Origin of the sequence: Brevibacillus jepli, from assembly GCF_047229145.1 — a bacterium.
Lineage (GTDB): Bacteria > Bacillota > Bacilli > Brevibacillales > Brevibacillaceae > Brevibacillus.
In genome coordinates this window covers 19,026-33,798 of the sequence record NZ_JBFEFW010000029.1, presented here as the reverse complement: position 1 = coordinate 33,798, position 14,773 = coordinate 19,026, and the positions used below count along the sequence as shown (strand labels likewise).

General features: G+C 44.4%; 15 protein-coding genes. 5 read left to right on the top strand and 10 right to left on the bottom strand.

What is annotated here, in order from left to right; genetic code table 11:
• The first annotated feature begins 123 nt into the window (after positions 1-123).
• From AB1L17_RS24855 to AB1L17_RS24840, 4 genes are all read left to right on the top strand, one after another.
• On the top strand, positions 124-906 hold the full coding sequence (locus AB1L17_RS24855) for a class I SAM-dependent methyltransferase (RefSeq protein WP_412847793.1): 783 nt from the start codon (positions 124-126) through the stop codon (positions 904-906).
• A 104-nt stretch (positions 907-1,010) separates the two neighbouring features.
• Entirely contained in the window at positions 1,011-1,451 is a 441-nt protein-coding gene (locus AB1L17_RS24850; RefSeq protein ID WP_412847792.1) for a GNAT family N-acetyltransferase, read from the top strand.
• Between the two features lie 93 nt (positions 1,452-1,544).
• Complete coding sequence (locus tag AB1L17_RS24845; RefSeq protein ID WP_412847791.1) at positions 1,545-2,156, top strand: TetR/AcrR family transcriptional regulator; 612 nt, start codon at positions 1,545-1,547, stop codon at positions 2,154-2,156.
• Positions 2,147-3,445 carry an MFS transporter gene (locus AB1L17_RS24840; protein WP_412847818.1) on the top strand — a complete coding sequence of 433 codons (1,299 nt, stop codon included), beginning with the start codon at positions 2,147-2,149 and terminating at the stop codon, positions 3,443-3,445. The genes AB1L17_RS24845 and AB1L17_RS24840 overlap by 10 nt, the downstream gene beginning before the upstream one ends.
• A 1-nt stretch (position 3,446) precedes the next feature.
• On the opposite strand, the gene AB1L17_RS24835 is transcribed toward AB1L17_RS24840, so the two are convergent.
• The 10 genes from AB1L17_RS24835 to trpB form a co-directional block, all read right to left on the bottom strand.
• Positions 3,447-4,646: a hypothetical protein gene (locus tag AB1L17_RS24835; protein ID WP_412847790.1), complete on the bottom strand. Its 1,200-nt coding sequence runs from the start codon at positions 4,644-4,646 to the stop codon at positions 3,447-3,449.
• Between the two features lie 189 nt (positions 4,647-4,835).
• Entirely contained in the window at positions 4,836-5,123 is a 288-nt protein-coding gene (locus AB1L17_RS24830) for a hypothetical protein (RefSeq protein WP_412847789.1), read from the bottom strand.
• A 46-nt stretch (positions 5,124-5,169) separates the two neighbouring features.
• Positions 5,170-6,045 (bottom strand): radical SAM/SPASM domain-containing protein, encoded by an 876-nt coding sequence (locus tag AB1L17_RS24825; RefSeq protein WP_412847788.1) that lies wholly within the window; start codon positions 6,043-6,045, stop codon positions 5,170-5,172.
• 316 nt (positions 6,046-6,361) lie between these two features.
• Entirely contained in the window at positions 6,362-6,709 is a 348-nt protein-coding gene (locus AB1L17_RS24820; protein WP_412847787.1) for a sigma-70 family RNA polymerase sigma factor, read from the bottom strand.
• A 206-nt stretch (positions 6,710-6,915) separates the two neighbouring features.
• The gene (locus AB1L17_RS24815; protein WP_412847786.1) at positions 6,916-7,494 is read right to left on the bottom strand and encodes a DUF3238 domain-containing protein; all 579 of its coding nucleotides are present in this window, start codon (positions 7,492-7,494) and stop codon (positions 6,916-6,918) included.
• Between the two features lie 497 nt (positions 7,495-7,991).
• Complete coding sequence (locus AB1L17_RS24810) at positions 7,992-8,435, bottom strand: hypothetical protein (RefSeq protein WP_412847785.1); 444 nt, start codon at positions 8,433-8,435, stop codon at positions 7,992-7,994.
• A gap of 310 nt (positions 8,436-8,745) precedes the next feature.
• Positions 8,746-9,453, bottom strand: a complete 708-nt coding sequence (locus tag AB1L17_RS24805) for a hypothetical protein (RefSeq protein WP_412847784.1) — start codon at positions 9,451-9,453, stop codon at positions 8,746-8,748.
• A gap of 212 nt (positions 9,454-9,665) precedes the next feature.
• Positions 9,666-10,880 (bottom strand): NupC/NupG family nucleoside CNT transporter, encoded by a 1,215-nt coding sequence (locus AB1L17_RS24800; RefSeq protein ID WP_412847783.1) that lies wholly within the window; start codon positions 10,878-10,880, stop codon positions 9,666-9,668.
• Between the two features lie 57 nt (positions 10,881-10,937).
• Positions 10,938-11,876: a nucleoside hydrolase gene (locus tag AB1L17_RS24795; protein WP_412847782.1), complete on the bottom strand. Its 939-nt coding sequence runs from the start codon at positions 11,874-11,876 to the stop codon at positions 10,938-10,940.
• A gap of 189 nt (positions 11,877-12,065) precedes the next feature.
• On the bottom strand, positions 12,066-13,232 hold the full coding sequence (trpB, locus tag AB1L17_RS24790) for a tryptophan synthase subunit beta (RefSeq protein WP_412847781.1): 1,167 nt from the start codon (positions 13,230-13,232) through the stop codon (positions 12,066-12,068).
• A 197-nt stretch (positions 13,233-13,429) separates the two neighbouring features.
• On the opposite strand from trpB, the gene AB1L17_RS24785 reads away from it, so the two are divergent.
• On the top strand, positions 13,430-14,749 hold the full coding sequence (locus AB1L17_RS24785) for an esterase-like activity of phytase family protein (protein ID WP_412847780.1): 1,320 nt from the start codon (positions 13,430-13,432) through the stop codon (positions 14,747-14,749).
• Positions 14,750-14,773 lie beyond the last annotated feature (24 nt).

The following is a 14,773-nucleotide window of genomic DNA, read 5'->3' as shown; positions in this document are numbered from 1 at the left end:
CCAAGCTATGCAAGGCTTAGAAGTGGGAGTCTTCTCGGCTGTTATGATAAATTCTGCTATGGCCTCGCCACCGTAATAGCGAAGCCAAGCATTGGAATGGGAAAAGTGTATGGAGGGGAATTTGTGGAAACTGCTCAACTAAATAAAACGGCTTGGAACACGGGAGCCTATCAAGCGTGGCTACAACGGTTTGGAACTCCTGCTGAGGCAGCGATTAAAATAATGGAAGCCCCCCACAAACGAATTGGTAAAGTATATGAGCATATGGGGGATATACGCGGAAAGAAAATCATCAATTTACTTGGTTCAAATGGAAACAAAGCCGTTGCACTCGCTTTACTTGGCGCTGATGTTACGATCGCTGATTTCTCTCATGAGAATGAGCAGTACGCAAAAGAACTGGCAGCCGCAGCTGATGTTGATCTATCTTACATCGTTTCTGATGTCTTGCAATTACCTTCATATGTATTGTCCGGTGATTACGATATCGTATTTATGGAGTTCGGTATTCTTCATTACTTCTTGGATCTAACTGAATTATTCCAGGTGGTCAACTCCCTGCTGCGAAAGGGAGGCGTGCTCGTCCTGCAGGATTTCCATCCGGTATCCACAAAACTCATCTCCTCGCGCGGAACGACTGCCAATATCCGCAAGCATAAAGTAACAGGAGATTATTTCAACAATTCGCTTGAGGAAAAGGATATCGCTTTCTCCAAATTCCTTTCAGGAATGAATGACGCCGGACAAAAAGTGTTGTTGCGTCATTGGACACTAGGAGAAATTGTCACGTCCGTTGCAAGCCAAGGGCTGTGTCTGAAGATGCTGGAAGAGCTCCCGAATCTCTCATCGGAAGTCTTTGATAAAGGAATCCCGAAAACCTTCACGATTATCGCGGAGAAATTATAACGAAAAGAGGAGCTATGACTCCTCTTTTTTTTGTTTAAAAATAGTAGACGTACATGTAAAATTATGGATAATGAATTCATTTACACGAAAGAAGGGAAACGATTTTGAACCTTACACTAAAGGAAATCACTTCAGAAAACTGGGAAGAATGTATTGAACTGCAACCCGCTGATGATCAAAAGGAATTTGTAGCCTCGAACCTGTACTCCATCGCTCAATCCCAATTTTTACCCGGCTTTGAAAAGCTAGCTGTGTACAACGATCAAGATATGGTGGGCTTTGTCATGTTCGGGAAAGACCCAGACGATTCTCAGTACTGGATTTATCGATTGATGATCGATGCCCAGTATCAACGAAAAGGCTACGGAGCCGAGACGATGCGGCAAGTCATTCAAAAAATAAAAGCGAAGCCCGATACGACAGATATTATCGTTGCCTACCATCCAGACAACCACGCCGTTGCCAGCCTTTACGAAAAATTAGGCTTCCAGGTGATTGGTGAGGCTCCATGGGGCGAGATCATGACGCGTCTTTCGAAAGATTGACGCGTGGCTTGTCTTCTCTCACCTACATATAGACTGACGGTCAGTCATATGATAATCTGTATCCAACAACTACTGACAGCGAAGGAGGCGCCGATGAAGCGAATCGTAAAGGACCCCACAACACGTCGAGCAGAAATCGTGGAAGCTGCCGGAGAGCTATTTCGCAGCCAAGGATATGTCCATACAACCGTGGATGCGATCATCCAAAAGGTAGGCGTAGCGAAAGGCACGTTTTATTACTACTTCAAATCGAAGGAAGAGATCCTCGAAGCATTTGTCCAATCGATGGTCGATACGCTTTGTGAACAGTATAAAAAAATTGCAGATGACCCTAGCTTAGGCGTAATGGATAAGGTCCGTCTGATGCTGCGGAGCCAAAGCCATGTGATCGACAAACAAAACGAATGGATGGAAAGCTTGCATCGCCTGGAAAACAGAGAGCTCCACGAACGTCTGAACATCGCCATTATCCTAAAAATCGCCCCTGTCCTCGCGCAAGTCATTGAACAAGGGAATAAAGAATCTGTCTTTCATGTGGAGAATGCCTTGGAGACCGTACAGTTTCTCCTGGCTGGTTCGCAATTTCTACTGGAATCAGACATTTTTCATTGGGATCAAGACGAACAGCTAAAGCGGCTACAGTCTATGCAGGTGATTATTGAAAGGTCACTAGGAGCTCCTCCGGGTTCCTTTTCATTTCTGTAATGGATAAAGCCTTTCGCAGATTCTTGATCATGTGGCTGGGTCAGCTGTTTTCTGCTATCGGTAGTGGGCTTACCGCATTTGCATTGGGTGTCTTCGTTTTTCAAAAGACCCAATCAACCATGAGTTATTCTTTGATCATTCTCTTCTCTTTTCTCCCCTCATTCCTTTTGCTTCCCATAAGTGGAGTGCTTGCAGACAGATTTGACCGCAAGAAGATGATGATCATTGGCGATATCGGTTCGATTGCCGGTATTATGTTCATTTTACTTGTCATGCTATCAGGTCATATGGAATTATGGCACATCTATGTGGGGGTCGCCATCAGCTCGATCTCTGCCGCTCTTCTAAACCCAGCCTTTAAAGCCGCCGTCTCTGATCTGGTATCGGAAGAGATGTACTCGCAGGCAAGCGGGCTCATCCAACTGGCGAGCTCGGCTCAATACCTGATTTCTCCGCTGATTGCCGGGTTTCTTCTCACTGTATTTGATATCAAGCTCGTGTTACTCATCGATATCATTACCTTCCTCCTAGCTGTCGGAGCCGTGTTAATGATTATGAAACACGATGTCACTGACCAGAAGCATGAAAAACAAAACTTTTTTCGCGAAATGTCTGAGGCCTTCCGCTATCTCCTTTCAAAGAAAGGCGTTTTCTCGCTGGTTCTGTTAATGTCCGTCGTTTGCTTTTACATCGGGCTGCTGCAATCGTTGTTTGGGCCGATGATGCTAACCTTGACTGATTCCAAGACGCTCGGTATTGCCCTCTCCTTATCCGCTTCGGGAATGCTCGCGAGCAGCCTTTTGATCGGCCTGTTCGGTTTGGGGAAGAGCAAGGTTTTCATGCTGTCCTTATTTCTCGCATTAGCCGGTTTGTTTTATGCCCTAATGGGTGTATTCACCTCTGTTTGGCTAATCATTGTTTTTGGCTTCCTCTTTTTCATCACCCTTCCCTTTGTGAACACGAGCCTGGAGGTTCTCATTCGAACGAATGTCGACAATGAACGGCAAGGCAGAGTATGGTCGATGATCACGGCCATTTCTCAAATCGGGTTCATTCTGGCATTTGGATCGGCGGGATTTTTGGCGGATCATGTATTCAACCCGCTATTTTATCCGGATCGATTGTTGGGGCAAACTGTCGGGCATATCATCGGAACGGGTCCTGGCAGAGGAATTGGTTTTCTGTTTGTTCTCTCTGGCATACTTGTTGCGATTCTCGGGATGGTGATCGGGCGTGTGAGAAAAATACGAGAGCTGGAGTTACAAGCTATTGAGGAGAGGAAGACTTGAGTTACTGTACTGACATGGTGGTAATCTCTACGATTGCGTCATCCAATAGTTTAATCGTTTCGGAGGAAAAGCCTAAATTAAAATGCTCGTTGTTCGCAAAAATTAGCTCAAGCTCTTCCGTCGTCGATGTGTTTGCGTTCTTCCCTTGTGCCAGTAATTCCTGATGGATAAGCACCTTGTCCTTGTTCTTAGGTTTATACGAATCCGTTTTATAGGCAGGGAAGAGCTTTTTCAGAATGCTTGTTAATTTTTTGCGATCTACTTTCAATCGAACGATCATTTCGGTCACGTCCGATCCCGATTGGGTCACATTTTCGTTTGAAAACGCAAAGGAATGCGAAGAGCTCGTGGAGAGCCACTTACGGCTGTTATCGGTGGCTGTGACTTGTTCGAGCTTCTTTTTACCGCTGCCAATTTTTTTATATTCGTCAACCGACATTCGACGGTACAAGTAAGCAAAATTTTTATCCCATTCCGTAATGAGACCGGCACGTTGCGGTTCGGCATAAGAAGCCTGCTGGCGTTGCTTCTTATAGGCATCCAGCTCCCGTTGATTTTCCATCATGGAGTTATACGCCTGCAAAGACGTGTTCAGTTCACCACGCATGTTGTTAAGCGCAATAGCAGCCGAGTAGAAATAATTTCTAATCGTAGTATCGCGTAACTTAATCTTATCGACTTCTTCCGAATAAAAGGAAGGAGCGTTATTTCCCTGATTTGTGATTTCGGTGATCAAATGGGAGTGCATGTCTATAAAACGCTGGCGCCATTGATCTATCTTATCAGTCCTGGCCGTCTCTGTTTCATCGAGAGACGTGATTTGTTCGTCGATTTGTCCCAAGTAATCCATTAATTGCTGAGGGGTTACGGTATCACCTGAAAATACATAAGGCATTTCAGCTCTTACCATCTGAATGGGGATTTGTGACGTGAAATTTGCCGTGGGTTTTGCTTGTAGAGGAATGTCTTGGGGTTCGGACAGCATTTTACGCTTGCCTACCCTAGTCTGTGCGTTCATCAGCTGTACTATCGCACTGTTCCCGATTTTGCTTTGTAATTGCAGAATGTGTCCGGAAGAAAGCGGGATATTGGTTTCACGAACAGCTCTTTGTATAGGGACGCTCTTGTTCGAATCCGGCATTCGTACATCCTGATGCGATACGGAAGACTTCTCTCTTGCCTTACCGAAATAGGTTTTCATATTTCCCCCCCTGGCCCTTGCTTGCTATTTATACTAGCAATGCTATCACAAGCGACTCTCAACAGATAGATAATTCCGTCAATTGTTCAGACAAAAAAGATAGCTGTGCTCATTAGCTCCTTTTAGCTAAGAGTTCGGCTATCTTTTTTGGTTTATAAAACAAGCTTATCTCCCCGATAGTTCGTCCAGTCATGTCCAAGCAGCCTTCATAAAATATCGTATCAACAACAAAGAGGTGGATCTATGTCTCGTGGTGGTCGTAATGAACGCAGAATGAAAGCAAGAGAGTGTGACGAAGACATGGAAGGGGATATGGATAGAGACAGCGACAAAAGTTTTAGCCGCGACCGAGATCAGTGTATCCGTCGCCGCCGTCGTCGTTGCGGTTTCTGTCGCTTCTTCCGCCCTCATCACCGCCACTGTCGGTTTTGTTTCATCCGCTGTCGCTGCCGCCGTTGCTTGTAGTATCGTGCACATGATGAAGAAAACGTCCGAATCGTGTTCCTCGGACGTTTTGCCTTTGCTACGCTCCAAACCTCTGGCGGTACCCACATCTTCTGCATAATTCCTCGACAGCTTCCCTGCGAGAAAATCCATCAACCAAGTTATTGGCCCGCTCGCCATCCACGATGTCAGAGAAAGAGGTCTGATGAATATTCCCTAGATTGATAACGCCTTCTCCATCGAGACAACAGGGCACAACCGTTCCATTTTCGAGAATCGCCGCCTGGGTGCGAAGCCCGTGACAAAATCCTTTCCCATCATCCTCAGGCGCCGTCAGACTCGGCCACTGGAATTCATAATCTTGGTTCAAATAGACGCGGTCATCGATTTTTACCCCGCTGCCCGGCATTACCTTTTCTTCGATTTTATAATCCAGTCCGAATTCTTTCTCAATCATTTCGAGCGTCTGGCGGTTTCTACTCTTTTGAATGTTCGTGGCATTGTCCTGCGTCAAATTCCACAGACGGAAGGAAAAAATCACTTGATGCTCCTGGGCTTCCCGAACAAATGAAAGAATTTCCCGCAAATATCCTTCACGGTTGGTTGAGCCGATATGTCCATCAAAGCTGTGCAGTGAAAAGTTCATTTGTCTCAGCGCAGGCTTGCCTAGTAATTTATGCCGATTTTTCGCGATCAGTGTCCCGTTCGTGGTGATATTGACCTTGAAGCCTTTCTCGTGGCTGATATCAAGCAGCTCGTCGATTTTCGGATGGAGAAGCGGTTCCCCTTTGACGTGCAGATAGATGTAATCGGTGTGCGGCTTGATCTCATCCAGTCTTTTCGCAAAGTCTTCTACTTTAATGAAGCTTTTACTGCGCTCTGTCGGCGGGCAAAAGGTACAGGCGAGATTGCAAACGCTGGTAATTTCTATATAAACTTTCTTAAATGTTTTCAAGATGTTTTCCCCATTCCAGATGCCTATGATTGATCATACCCATCATAGTAACATAGGTCGGCTTTTACAGGTAACGGTGTATTTTGGTGGTTGGGTAACATGTTCAGCAGATCTAACGACCATATTTTAATCCCAAGCCTGATAATTAAAGATACCCTTCATCGTACCATTGCCCAAATATTGTAAAATTAAGCAATGGCACCCGTTTGCAATGGTCGGAAGCCCCAAAAACGATCAGCCAGATTGCATTCTAGAAATAACGGATAAAGAATTTGAAGAATGCAAAAAACCCCTCCAAATTGGAGGGGCCAACGATTTAACTACTTTCCGGTTTAGATTCTAATTTTTTTCGAAGAATTCCCAAATATTTGCGTTTGTTTTTGTTTACTCCTTGTTGTGATATACCTAAATGCTGTGCGACTATTTCTTCTGGAACTTCATTAATCACTACTTGCTCAATAATGAATCTTGCTTTAGATGGAAGGGAATTCAAGATTTCTTCAACATGCAACTTAGAATCTACAGAAGACATTAGATTCTGTCCACAGATATTTTCTATGATCGGAAGTTCTCGAGTGGAAAGCTTCTTTACTTGATATTGCAAACGCCATGCAATCCTCCGTAAAACCTTTCTACACTTTTCTATCATTATTTCATCACTCATACTCATCACCCTCCTCCTTACTAGGTAAATATAGAAGGTAAAACGCAACCATTTTTGTAAAAGAGACTGCCAAAGTTAGACTATAAATAAGTGTGTTATTTGGAAGCATGCGAAAAGAATTAACTCCAATTGTGACCTACGAGGCGATAAAGAATGGCTATCCCTAGACCATTTTCATATCTTTTGGGACAGCCATTTTATCAGAATTAGTTATCTACATAAATTTTATGATCCATTGGAGGAGCTAAATCTTGCAAATATTCACCAGTCTCTCGTGGATCGTGTAGAAACAATCTTTGCCATTGACCATTATCTACCTGTTTATACATTTCGTATGCAGGGAATCCATCATGTTCGCCACTTACCTCTACTGCACCATTACTCCACACTGTAACATCTAACACATAATCGATTCCTGGTGCCATAGGCTCTAAAGGATTGCCGCACGCACACACCAGCCTAAACTTTACATAACTGGCGCCCCAAAATTCCCATTTATATTCCAAGCAACTATTAGGAATTTGACCTTGATCTGTGCTATTTTGTCCGTTTGAGCATTCGACTTTCTGGTGGGTAACCCCAGTATTTTTGTATGGTGTAATCGTGCGGCGGTCGAAGTCAACCCATATCTCTTGTGCTGTCCGATATGTTCCCGTTGGAGATGCCTCTCGGTTATCTCCCTTATAGAACACTGAACAAGAATCATCACCAACTGGATATGCATATGCCAGTACCCAATCATGCGGAATAAAAGTTGCAAATCTAAATTTCACCATTCTAGCCATTTAATTTCTCTCCCTATTATCGATTTGGGAGAAAGACTGTGGGGATCAGACACGAAATGTATCCCCCTTACACTCCGAATCCTTCTCGTCTTTCTCTTCAACAATAAAGGGAAAATTAGATACGTTTTTACAACCATATTTCCAAGTTTATTTTTCAATAATAAATAACTTTTTGTGGAACTCTCCAAAAATAGTTGTTTTTCAATTCTTTTTATTTCCTATAAAAATAGAACTAACTCCTCTGCAATAAAGGAATTGTTCTTATAACAACGCATTGGACCAATAAAAGAAAGGAGGAGCTACAATGTGTAATTGTATAAAAAGCGAAAATATTACATTACCGAGGAAGAGATATGAAGAACTTTTTGAAAAAGAAAAACAATACGATGCTATTATTTCAATGCTTTCGTGCATTCTACAAAAGGTAGAACTACAAAAAAACGAGCAGCCCTATCGATAAGATAGGGCTTGATTTTTATATTCTTGATGTCTACATATCATTTTAGTTTATATGACTCTTTAATACTCTTCCATATTGTAAATGTTAATACAATTATTGGACAAGTGATTGGAAGGAGGATAAGGGAATAAACAGGCGCAGCATAAACAAATCCAAGAATATTCACTTTTTCATAACCGCTTTGATAAGATTCTACTATCACTGCACCTAAAGACCCAGCAAGAAGAACGATTATAAAAGCAGTTATAGCTGCCAATAACCAAAGTCTTTTTCCACTTATATTACTTAATTTCTTTGCTAATAGAGCATAAATAACAGTAAAAGGAATAAAACTAGTGAGAAACATCCAAAGGAATACGTTTAACAGGTTTCCTCCCGAAAGTAAAATGGGAGCAGTACCGATGCTTGAAATCAAGCTTAAGACAACCGACAAACATAGTCCGTAGATCCCACCATAAAGTACTATTCTTTCCGTTTCCAAAAGGCAATACTCCTTTCCATATTTCCATAATATAGAAAGCCCCTTTTTCCATATTACCATATGTGGATATTTTCTGCTACACAGAGGACTGCCCCCGTTGAAGATGCCTACTGTGTCTGGGTAGAAGCCGCGCTCATCAACAAACACAAGCCGCCAGTCAATTCGGAATATGCAAACGCGTTTCTATTTCATAAAACGCATATTATTGCCAGTGCACAATCTAATTCTTGCCCCTAGCCTTTACTGTGCACAACCATTAGCTATTCACTGGCCAAAACGATCAATATGCCCTCCATTTTGTGGAGGGCATTCATATGTTTCTTCGTGTGGATTTGCACTTGACTCCCGAAAGCATCGGTGCTATGCCATTTTTGTAATATCCTCCATGTGTGGCTGCTCCCCCATCCCCTCCTTTTGCATAGCACCGGGAGTTTACCAGCTCATACATATAGGGATCGTACGCGATATACAAGCCAAAGCTATTCGGTTTCTCCAGGTTTGCGTTTGTGTAATACCGCCTTTGCTTACATATATCCTCTAGCAGGCACGGATCAAGCTGCTCATTGAAAATTCTCTTTGTTCCTCCCCCGCACACGTACTCCCATTCATCCTCTGTCAGCAGCGAGAAGCCTTGCTGGTTGAACTCCTTGATTATCTCCCTGTAGTTAACCAAGCGCCCATCCGCATTGCTTGCTGCACTCTCTGCTTCTCTTACTGGCGAGAATACGGTTGATAGATAATCGAGGACATCCTGTTCAAATCCAGCGATCTCAAGCTCAATCTGCAAGGCAGCTCGAATGAACTCATCTTGTTCCACTACCTGATTCCATCCCAATCTGACTTTGCTGCCTGGTACGAATACATACTCACAGCCGTCCAGCTCAAAGATGCCGATTTCCACATTTTTTAATGTAAAGGCATGTCCTCTATAGCCTTCAAAGGACTTGAGCCATTCTTTTTTCTTCTCCAGATCAAGTGATACCCAATTGTCTACTTGCAGCTCGTTTATGGATTTCATCCCCTTCCTTTTTGGTAGTCCTCTTTTATCGACGATTCCTTTGCCCGATCATGTTTTTCACTGTCTCTTTGTTATGCTTGGGGATAATGCCATATTAACTACTTATTTTTTCCAACACGACCACTTTTCCTCCTTATCCAATCGCTGCAACATTTCTCACCATACAAAAAAGGTATGGAAGCTTGCCTCCATACCTACTATCTGCTTTTCATTTAAATGAGCATTCCCGCAATCGCTGCGCTCAACAGGTTCGCCAATGTTGCTGCAACCACCGCACGCAAGCCCATCTCCGCAAGGTCGGATCTTCTTGACGGTGCAAAACCACCCAAGCCGCCAATGACCATAGCCAGCGCAGCCAGATTGGCAAAGCCGCAAAGGGCGAAGCTGATGATCACAACGCTTTTTGGGGACAAATTCACAATCTCAGGTGCAAAAGCCGTGTAGGCTACAAATTCGTTGAGTACAATCTTTTGACCGATGAAAGAGCCCGCTTTGAGAGCTTCCTCCCATGGAACACCGATCATAAAGGCAATCGGTGCAAACAGGTAGCCTAAAATGTGCTCAAGCGTCAGCGCTTCGAATCCCACTAACCCGCCAAACCAGCCAATAATCGAGTTCAGCAAGAAAATCAGCGAGATAAACGCGAGCAAGAGTGCACCGACACCAGCAGCCACTTTTAACCCGTCCGTAGCTCCGCGAGCAGCCGCATCGATGACGTTTCTGGACTCCGTATCTTTCATGACTTCTACACGTTCTATTCTGTGTGGCTGCTCTGTTTCCGGCATCATAATTTTCGCGAGCAACAGACCGCCCGGTGCTCCCATGAATGCTGCGGCCAGCAAATACTCAATCGGAACACCCAGCATCGCATACCCGCCGATAACCGAACCCGAAACGCACGCCAGTCCACCTGTCATGACAGCAAACAGCTCTGACCTGGTCATTTTCTCGATATACGGCTTAACGACAAGTGGCGCCTCAATCGGACCCAAGAAAATATTTGCAGAGGCTGACATGGATTCGGTTTCGCTCGTTTTGAGTACACGAGACAAAAATCCACCGATGATTTTCGTAGCCCACTGCATAATTCCAAGGTAATACAGGACCGAAATCAAGGAAGAGAAGAAAATAATAATCGGCAATACTTGCAGGGCGAACGTAAAGCCTGCATTTTGTGCACCCAGTATCCCGCCAAACAAGAACTGGATTCCGGCATTCGTCGAATCAATCATGCTTTGTACGATCGACGCCAAGTACTCCAGAAGCTTTTTCCCAAAATCCCATTTTAAAACGATCAATGCAAAAATAAACTGAATCGCAAACGCACCAATGACCGTTCTCGGATTAATCGCTCTCCGATTTTTCGAAAACGCAATGGCTATCAAAAAAATGCCCAGGATGCCGAGAACTCCCCAAATGTATTGCATGTACTTATCCTTTCTGTATCGCCAGCTGTGTCGATATCCAAGATGACTTACTTTGTTCTAGATCGCTTTTTTCGCTAATTCTGTCATGTAATTAAAGAATGCATCACGGTCCACGTCATAGACGACATGTACCGGGCGTCCGTCAGCCGTTTCAACCGTGCGGCCTTGACTTGCACCGTCGGTAATGACAATGCTGTTAACCGTTTGCACCTTTACAAGATCACTATTGCCAACAAACGCTGTGGTTAATACATCCCACAGATAGTAAGTCGAGTTGGTCGAGAAGTGTACAAGCGGCGGCACCATCGCATAGCATTGACCGAGGAAATCCACACCGATATGCTTGCGTGCTTTCGCCCAGCGCTCACGCACATCCAGTGTCAGTGGTACTTGATTCGTGCTCTCCAGTGCGACCAAATCAATCTCGATTCCGCTTTCCCATACACGAGCAGCTGCTTCCGGGTCCCAGAATACGTTCCACTCTGCTGTACCATCATGCTCAGGCTCATGCACATTTCCTTCTTCACGGAATGTACCGCCCATCCACACCAGGCGTTCTATTTTTTCTTCAATCGTAGGATCGATATCCAATGCACGCGCAAGGTCAGTCAAAGGACCGGTAAACAGCAAGGTCGTTTTTCCTTCCGTTGCACGCAGCGTTTCAATCATGTGAAGATGTGCCGGCTTGTCCGCTACTGGCGTAACGACCTCACCCGATTCATTGAGCAAGGGCAGTGCGTCTACATAGAACGCATGCATGCGCCAGTCTTTTGGAAAAGGATTTTTTCCGCGGGAATTGGACTCTGCTACATCCAAGCCGCCCTTACCGAAACGATCAATAATTTTGCGGCTGGCAAACATCGCCGGTTCCAAGTAGCAATCCGCTGGAATGACGGATACTCCCGTCAGATTCACATTGTCCATTTGGAGCAGCAAAAACAACGAAATTAAATCATCAACGCCACCATCATGGTTAAAGTAAATGTTTTTCTTCATTATTATCTCCAATCTCATACATGAACTTGTATGATGTAAGATTAAACCACTATTATTTGGAACCCTCAAAAAATAATACTAAAGTTTCACTGAAAAATATACAACCATAATGAAAATCACAGTCAATGCATGAAAAAGAGACTATCCCTCCAGTGGAAAATCATCCTTCGGGATAGCCTCTGCATCTTTTTATTTATTTAACAGATGGAAAACTTGCTCTACGTCTTTGTCACCTCGTCCTGAAAGGTTGACAATTAATATCTGCTCCGGTGAAAGAGTCGGGGCCAACTGCAAGGCATATGCAATGGCATGAGCGCTTTCCAAGGCAGGAATAATCCCCTCTGTTCTCGATAATTCATGAAAAGCCGCCAGCACTTCTTCATTCGTCACCGTGTAATATTCCGCTCGTCCACTCACTTTCAGCTGGCTATGCTCTGGGCCAATTCCAGGATAGTCCAATCCGGCAGCAATCGAATACGTTTTCTGAGGTTCCCCATTTTCATCCAGCAACACGAGACATTTAAACCCATGCAGGACGGCTGGAACCCCTTTGGTCAAGGTAGGCGCTTGATCTGGCTCAACACCAATCAGACGTACAGATGGTTCCTCTATATAATGGGCAAAAGCCCCAATCGCGTTACTGCCACCGCCAACAGCTGCGATGACCGCATCCGGCAACCGACCTTCTTTTTCTAAGATTTGTCGCTTGGATTCTTCACTGATAATCGATTGGAAATACTTTACCATCGTAGGAAACGGATGCGGACCCACCGCAGATCCCAATAGATAGAACGTGTCCTGATAGTTCTGAACCAAATCATTCAGCGCTTCATCGACCGCATCCTTCAATCTTCCTTGTCCTTTGGACACCGCTACTACTTTTGCCCCTAATAGCTCCATCCGAAACACATTTAAGGCTTGTCGTTTCGTATCCTCCGCGCCCATATAGATCACGCATTCCATGCCAAACATCGCGCAAACAGTCGCGGTAGCAACCCCATGCTGTCCTGCACCCGTCTCGGCAATAATGCGCTGTGCACCCATCCGCTTTGCCAGCAGGATTTGACCGATTACATTATTGATCTTGTGGGCACCGGTATGGTTTAAGTCTTCCCGTTTTAAATAAATCTTGGCACCGCCGAGTTTTTCCGTTAAATGACGAGCATACGTCAACGGATTTTCCCGCCCTATATATTCCTTCAGATAATATTTGTACTCCTCAATAAATTCCTCATCATCTTGATACCTTTCAAATTGCTCAGCCAAATAATCCAATACTTCCTGCAACTGTGGAGGTACAAAGCTTCCTCCGAACTCACCGAAATATCCCTTTTTTGTCTGATCTGTCAACGACATGCTCATCTCTCCTCAGCTATAGCTAACCTCAATCCTTCATTGAATTTTATAAGATCAAAAGAGCGTGTGTCAACGTAAGTTCATGATTATTCGGAATTTACAAAACCAATATTTCAGCTTCATATTTTCCCAATATGGATAGGGTAGTCTAACAAAAGTGGTTCACTACGCGTTTTTATATTCGGAGGGATATGATGATGATTCGCTTTCAAAAGAAGAGCTGGCTGATCGCAACAATCGCGGCTCTAGCCTTGATCGGAACACAAGGAGCAGGTGCAACTCAAAATGTTACAGGAGCACCAGTTGTAGCTGAAATTCACGAATGGAAAAATCCCCCTGCGCTTACTAAAGGGATTAAAGAAGGCGGCTTCTCAGGTCTGGTGCATCTTCCTAACGATCCTCCCTCTATCTTTTATACATTGGCTGACCGTGGACCCAATGGTCAATTCGGCAAGGACGAGCTGCGCACGTTTCCTGACCAAAACTACACACCACGCTTGTACAAAATTAAAGTAGAGAACGGGAACATTCACGTTTTGGAAACCATCAAGCTGCGTTTGCCACAGGGCAAGATCAACACTTTTACGAAAACTTCCTATATCAGTGGATTGCCGAACCTCGCTGGCCCTGATGAAGTCCCCTACGATGTAACGGGAACAAAAAAGCTTGTTTACGATCCAGACGGCTTGGATTTGGAAGGTATCGCTTACAACCCGGTCGACGACACGTTTTGGTTATCCGATGAATACCGCCCATCCATCATTCAAGTAAAACGCGACGGCACAATCCTGGGCCGCTATGTACCAAAGGGCACCAAAGAAGCTTTGCTTGCCGCCGGTGCACAGATGGAGATTTTTGATACGCTGCCTGCCGTCTATTCCAAACGTATTGCAAACCGCGGCTTCGAAGGTATCACGATCTCGCCAGACGGCAAGTTCTTATATACTTCGATTCAAAGTCCGATGGCACTCCCTGATAAAAAGACAGGCGAAGCTTCCCGTAATTTGCGCATTTTAAAGATGGATCTCGCCACCAAAAAAGTCGTAGGCGAGTATATGTACATCGCAGAGAACGCGAAAGATTTCGTGAAAGTGAAACAGAAGGACGTCGTGATCAGCGACTTGGCCGCACTAAGCCAGGATGTTTTATTGATTGATGAACGCGACAAAAATGCCGGTGCAGATGTACAGCTTAAACGTATTTACAAGGCTGATTTTTCGAAAGCAACCAATTTACTCAGTACGCCAACCAGTGAGCATGACTTCGAAAAACTCACCGTTGCCCAAGTGAAAGAACAAGGAATTGTCCCTGTTTCCAAGGAATTGCTGGTTGATGTAGCCAAGCTGAATTACCCTCATGAAAAGCTGGAAGGATTAGCCATTGTGGATAAAAACACGATTGCCGTTGTGAATGACAATGATTTCGGTGTAGATGGCTATAACAAGCAGGGGAAGATCAAAATCAATAGCAATCCAACGCAAATGTACGTGATTAAAGTGGGCAAGGATCTGAAATGAGAAAAAGAAGTCCTGCGCTTTTAA

Coding starts and splice junctions, on each gene's coding strand:
- trpB (WP_412847781.1), bottom strand. CDS start 13,232: ATGTCGTTGACAGATCAGACAAAAAAGGGATATTTCGGTGAGTTCGGA.
- AB1L17_RS24830 (WP_412847789.1), bottom strand. CDS start 5,123: ATGTGCACGATACTACAAGCAACGGCGGCAGCGACAGCGGATGAAACA.
- AB1L17_RS24820 (WP_412847787.1), bottom strand. CDS start 6,709: ATGAGTGATGAAATAATGATAGAAAAGTGTAGAAAGGTTTTACGGAGG.
- AB1L17_RS24845 (WP_412847791.1), top strand. CDS start 1,545: ATGAAGCGAATCGTAAAGGACCCCACAACACGTCGAGCAGAAATCGTG.
- AB1L17_RS24815 (WP_412847786.1), bottom strand. CDS start 7,494: ATGGCTAGAATGGTGAAATTTAGATTTGCAACTTTTATTCCGCATGAT.
- AB1L17_RS24785 (WP_412847780.1), top strand. CDS start 13,430: ATGATTCGCTTTCAAAAGAAGAGCTGGCTGATCGCAACAATCGCGGCT.
- AB1L17_RS24805 (WP_412847784.1), bottom strand. CDS start 9,453: ATGAAATCCATAAACGAGCTGCAAGTAGACAATTGGGTATCACTTGAT.
- AB1L17_RS24795 (WP_412847782.1), bottom strand. CDS start 11,876: ATGAAGAAAAACATTTACTTTAACCATGATGGTGGCGTTGATGATTTA.
- AB1L17_RS24800 (WP_412847783.1), bottom strand. CDS start 10,880: ATGCAATACATTTGGGGAGTTCTCGGCATCCTGGGCATTTTTTTGATA.
- AB1L17_RS24835 (WP_412847790.1), bottom strand. CDS start 4,646: ATGAAAACCTATTTCGGTAAGGCAAGAGAGAAGTCTTCCGTATCGCAT.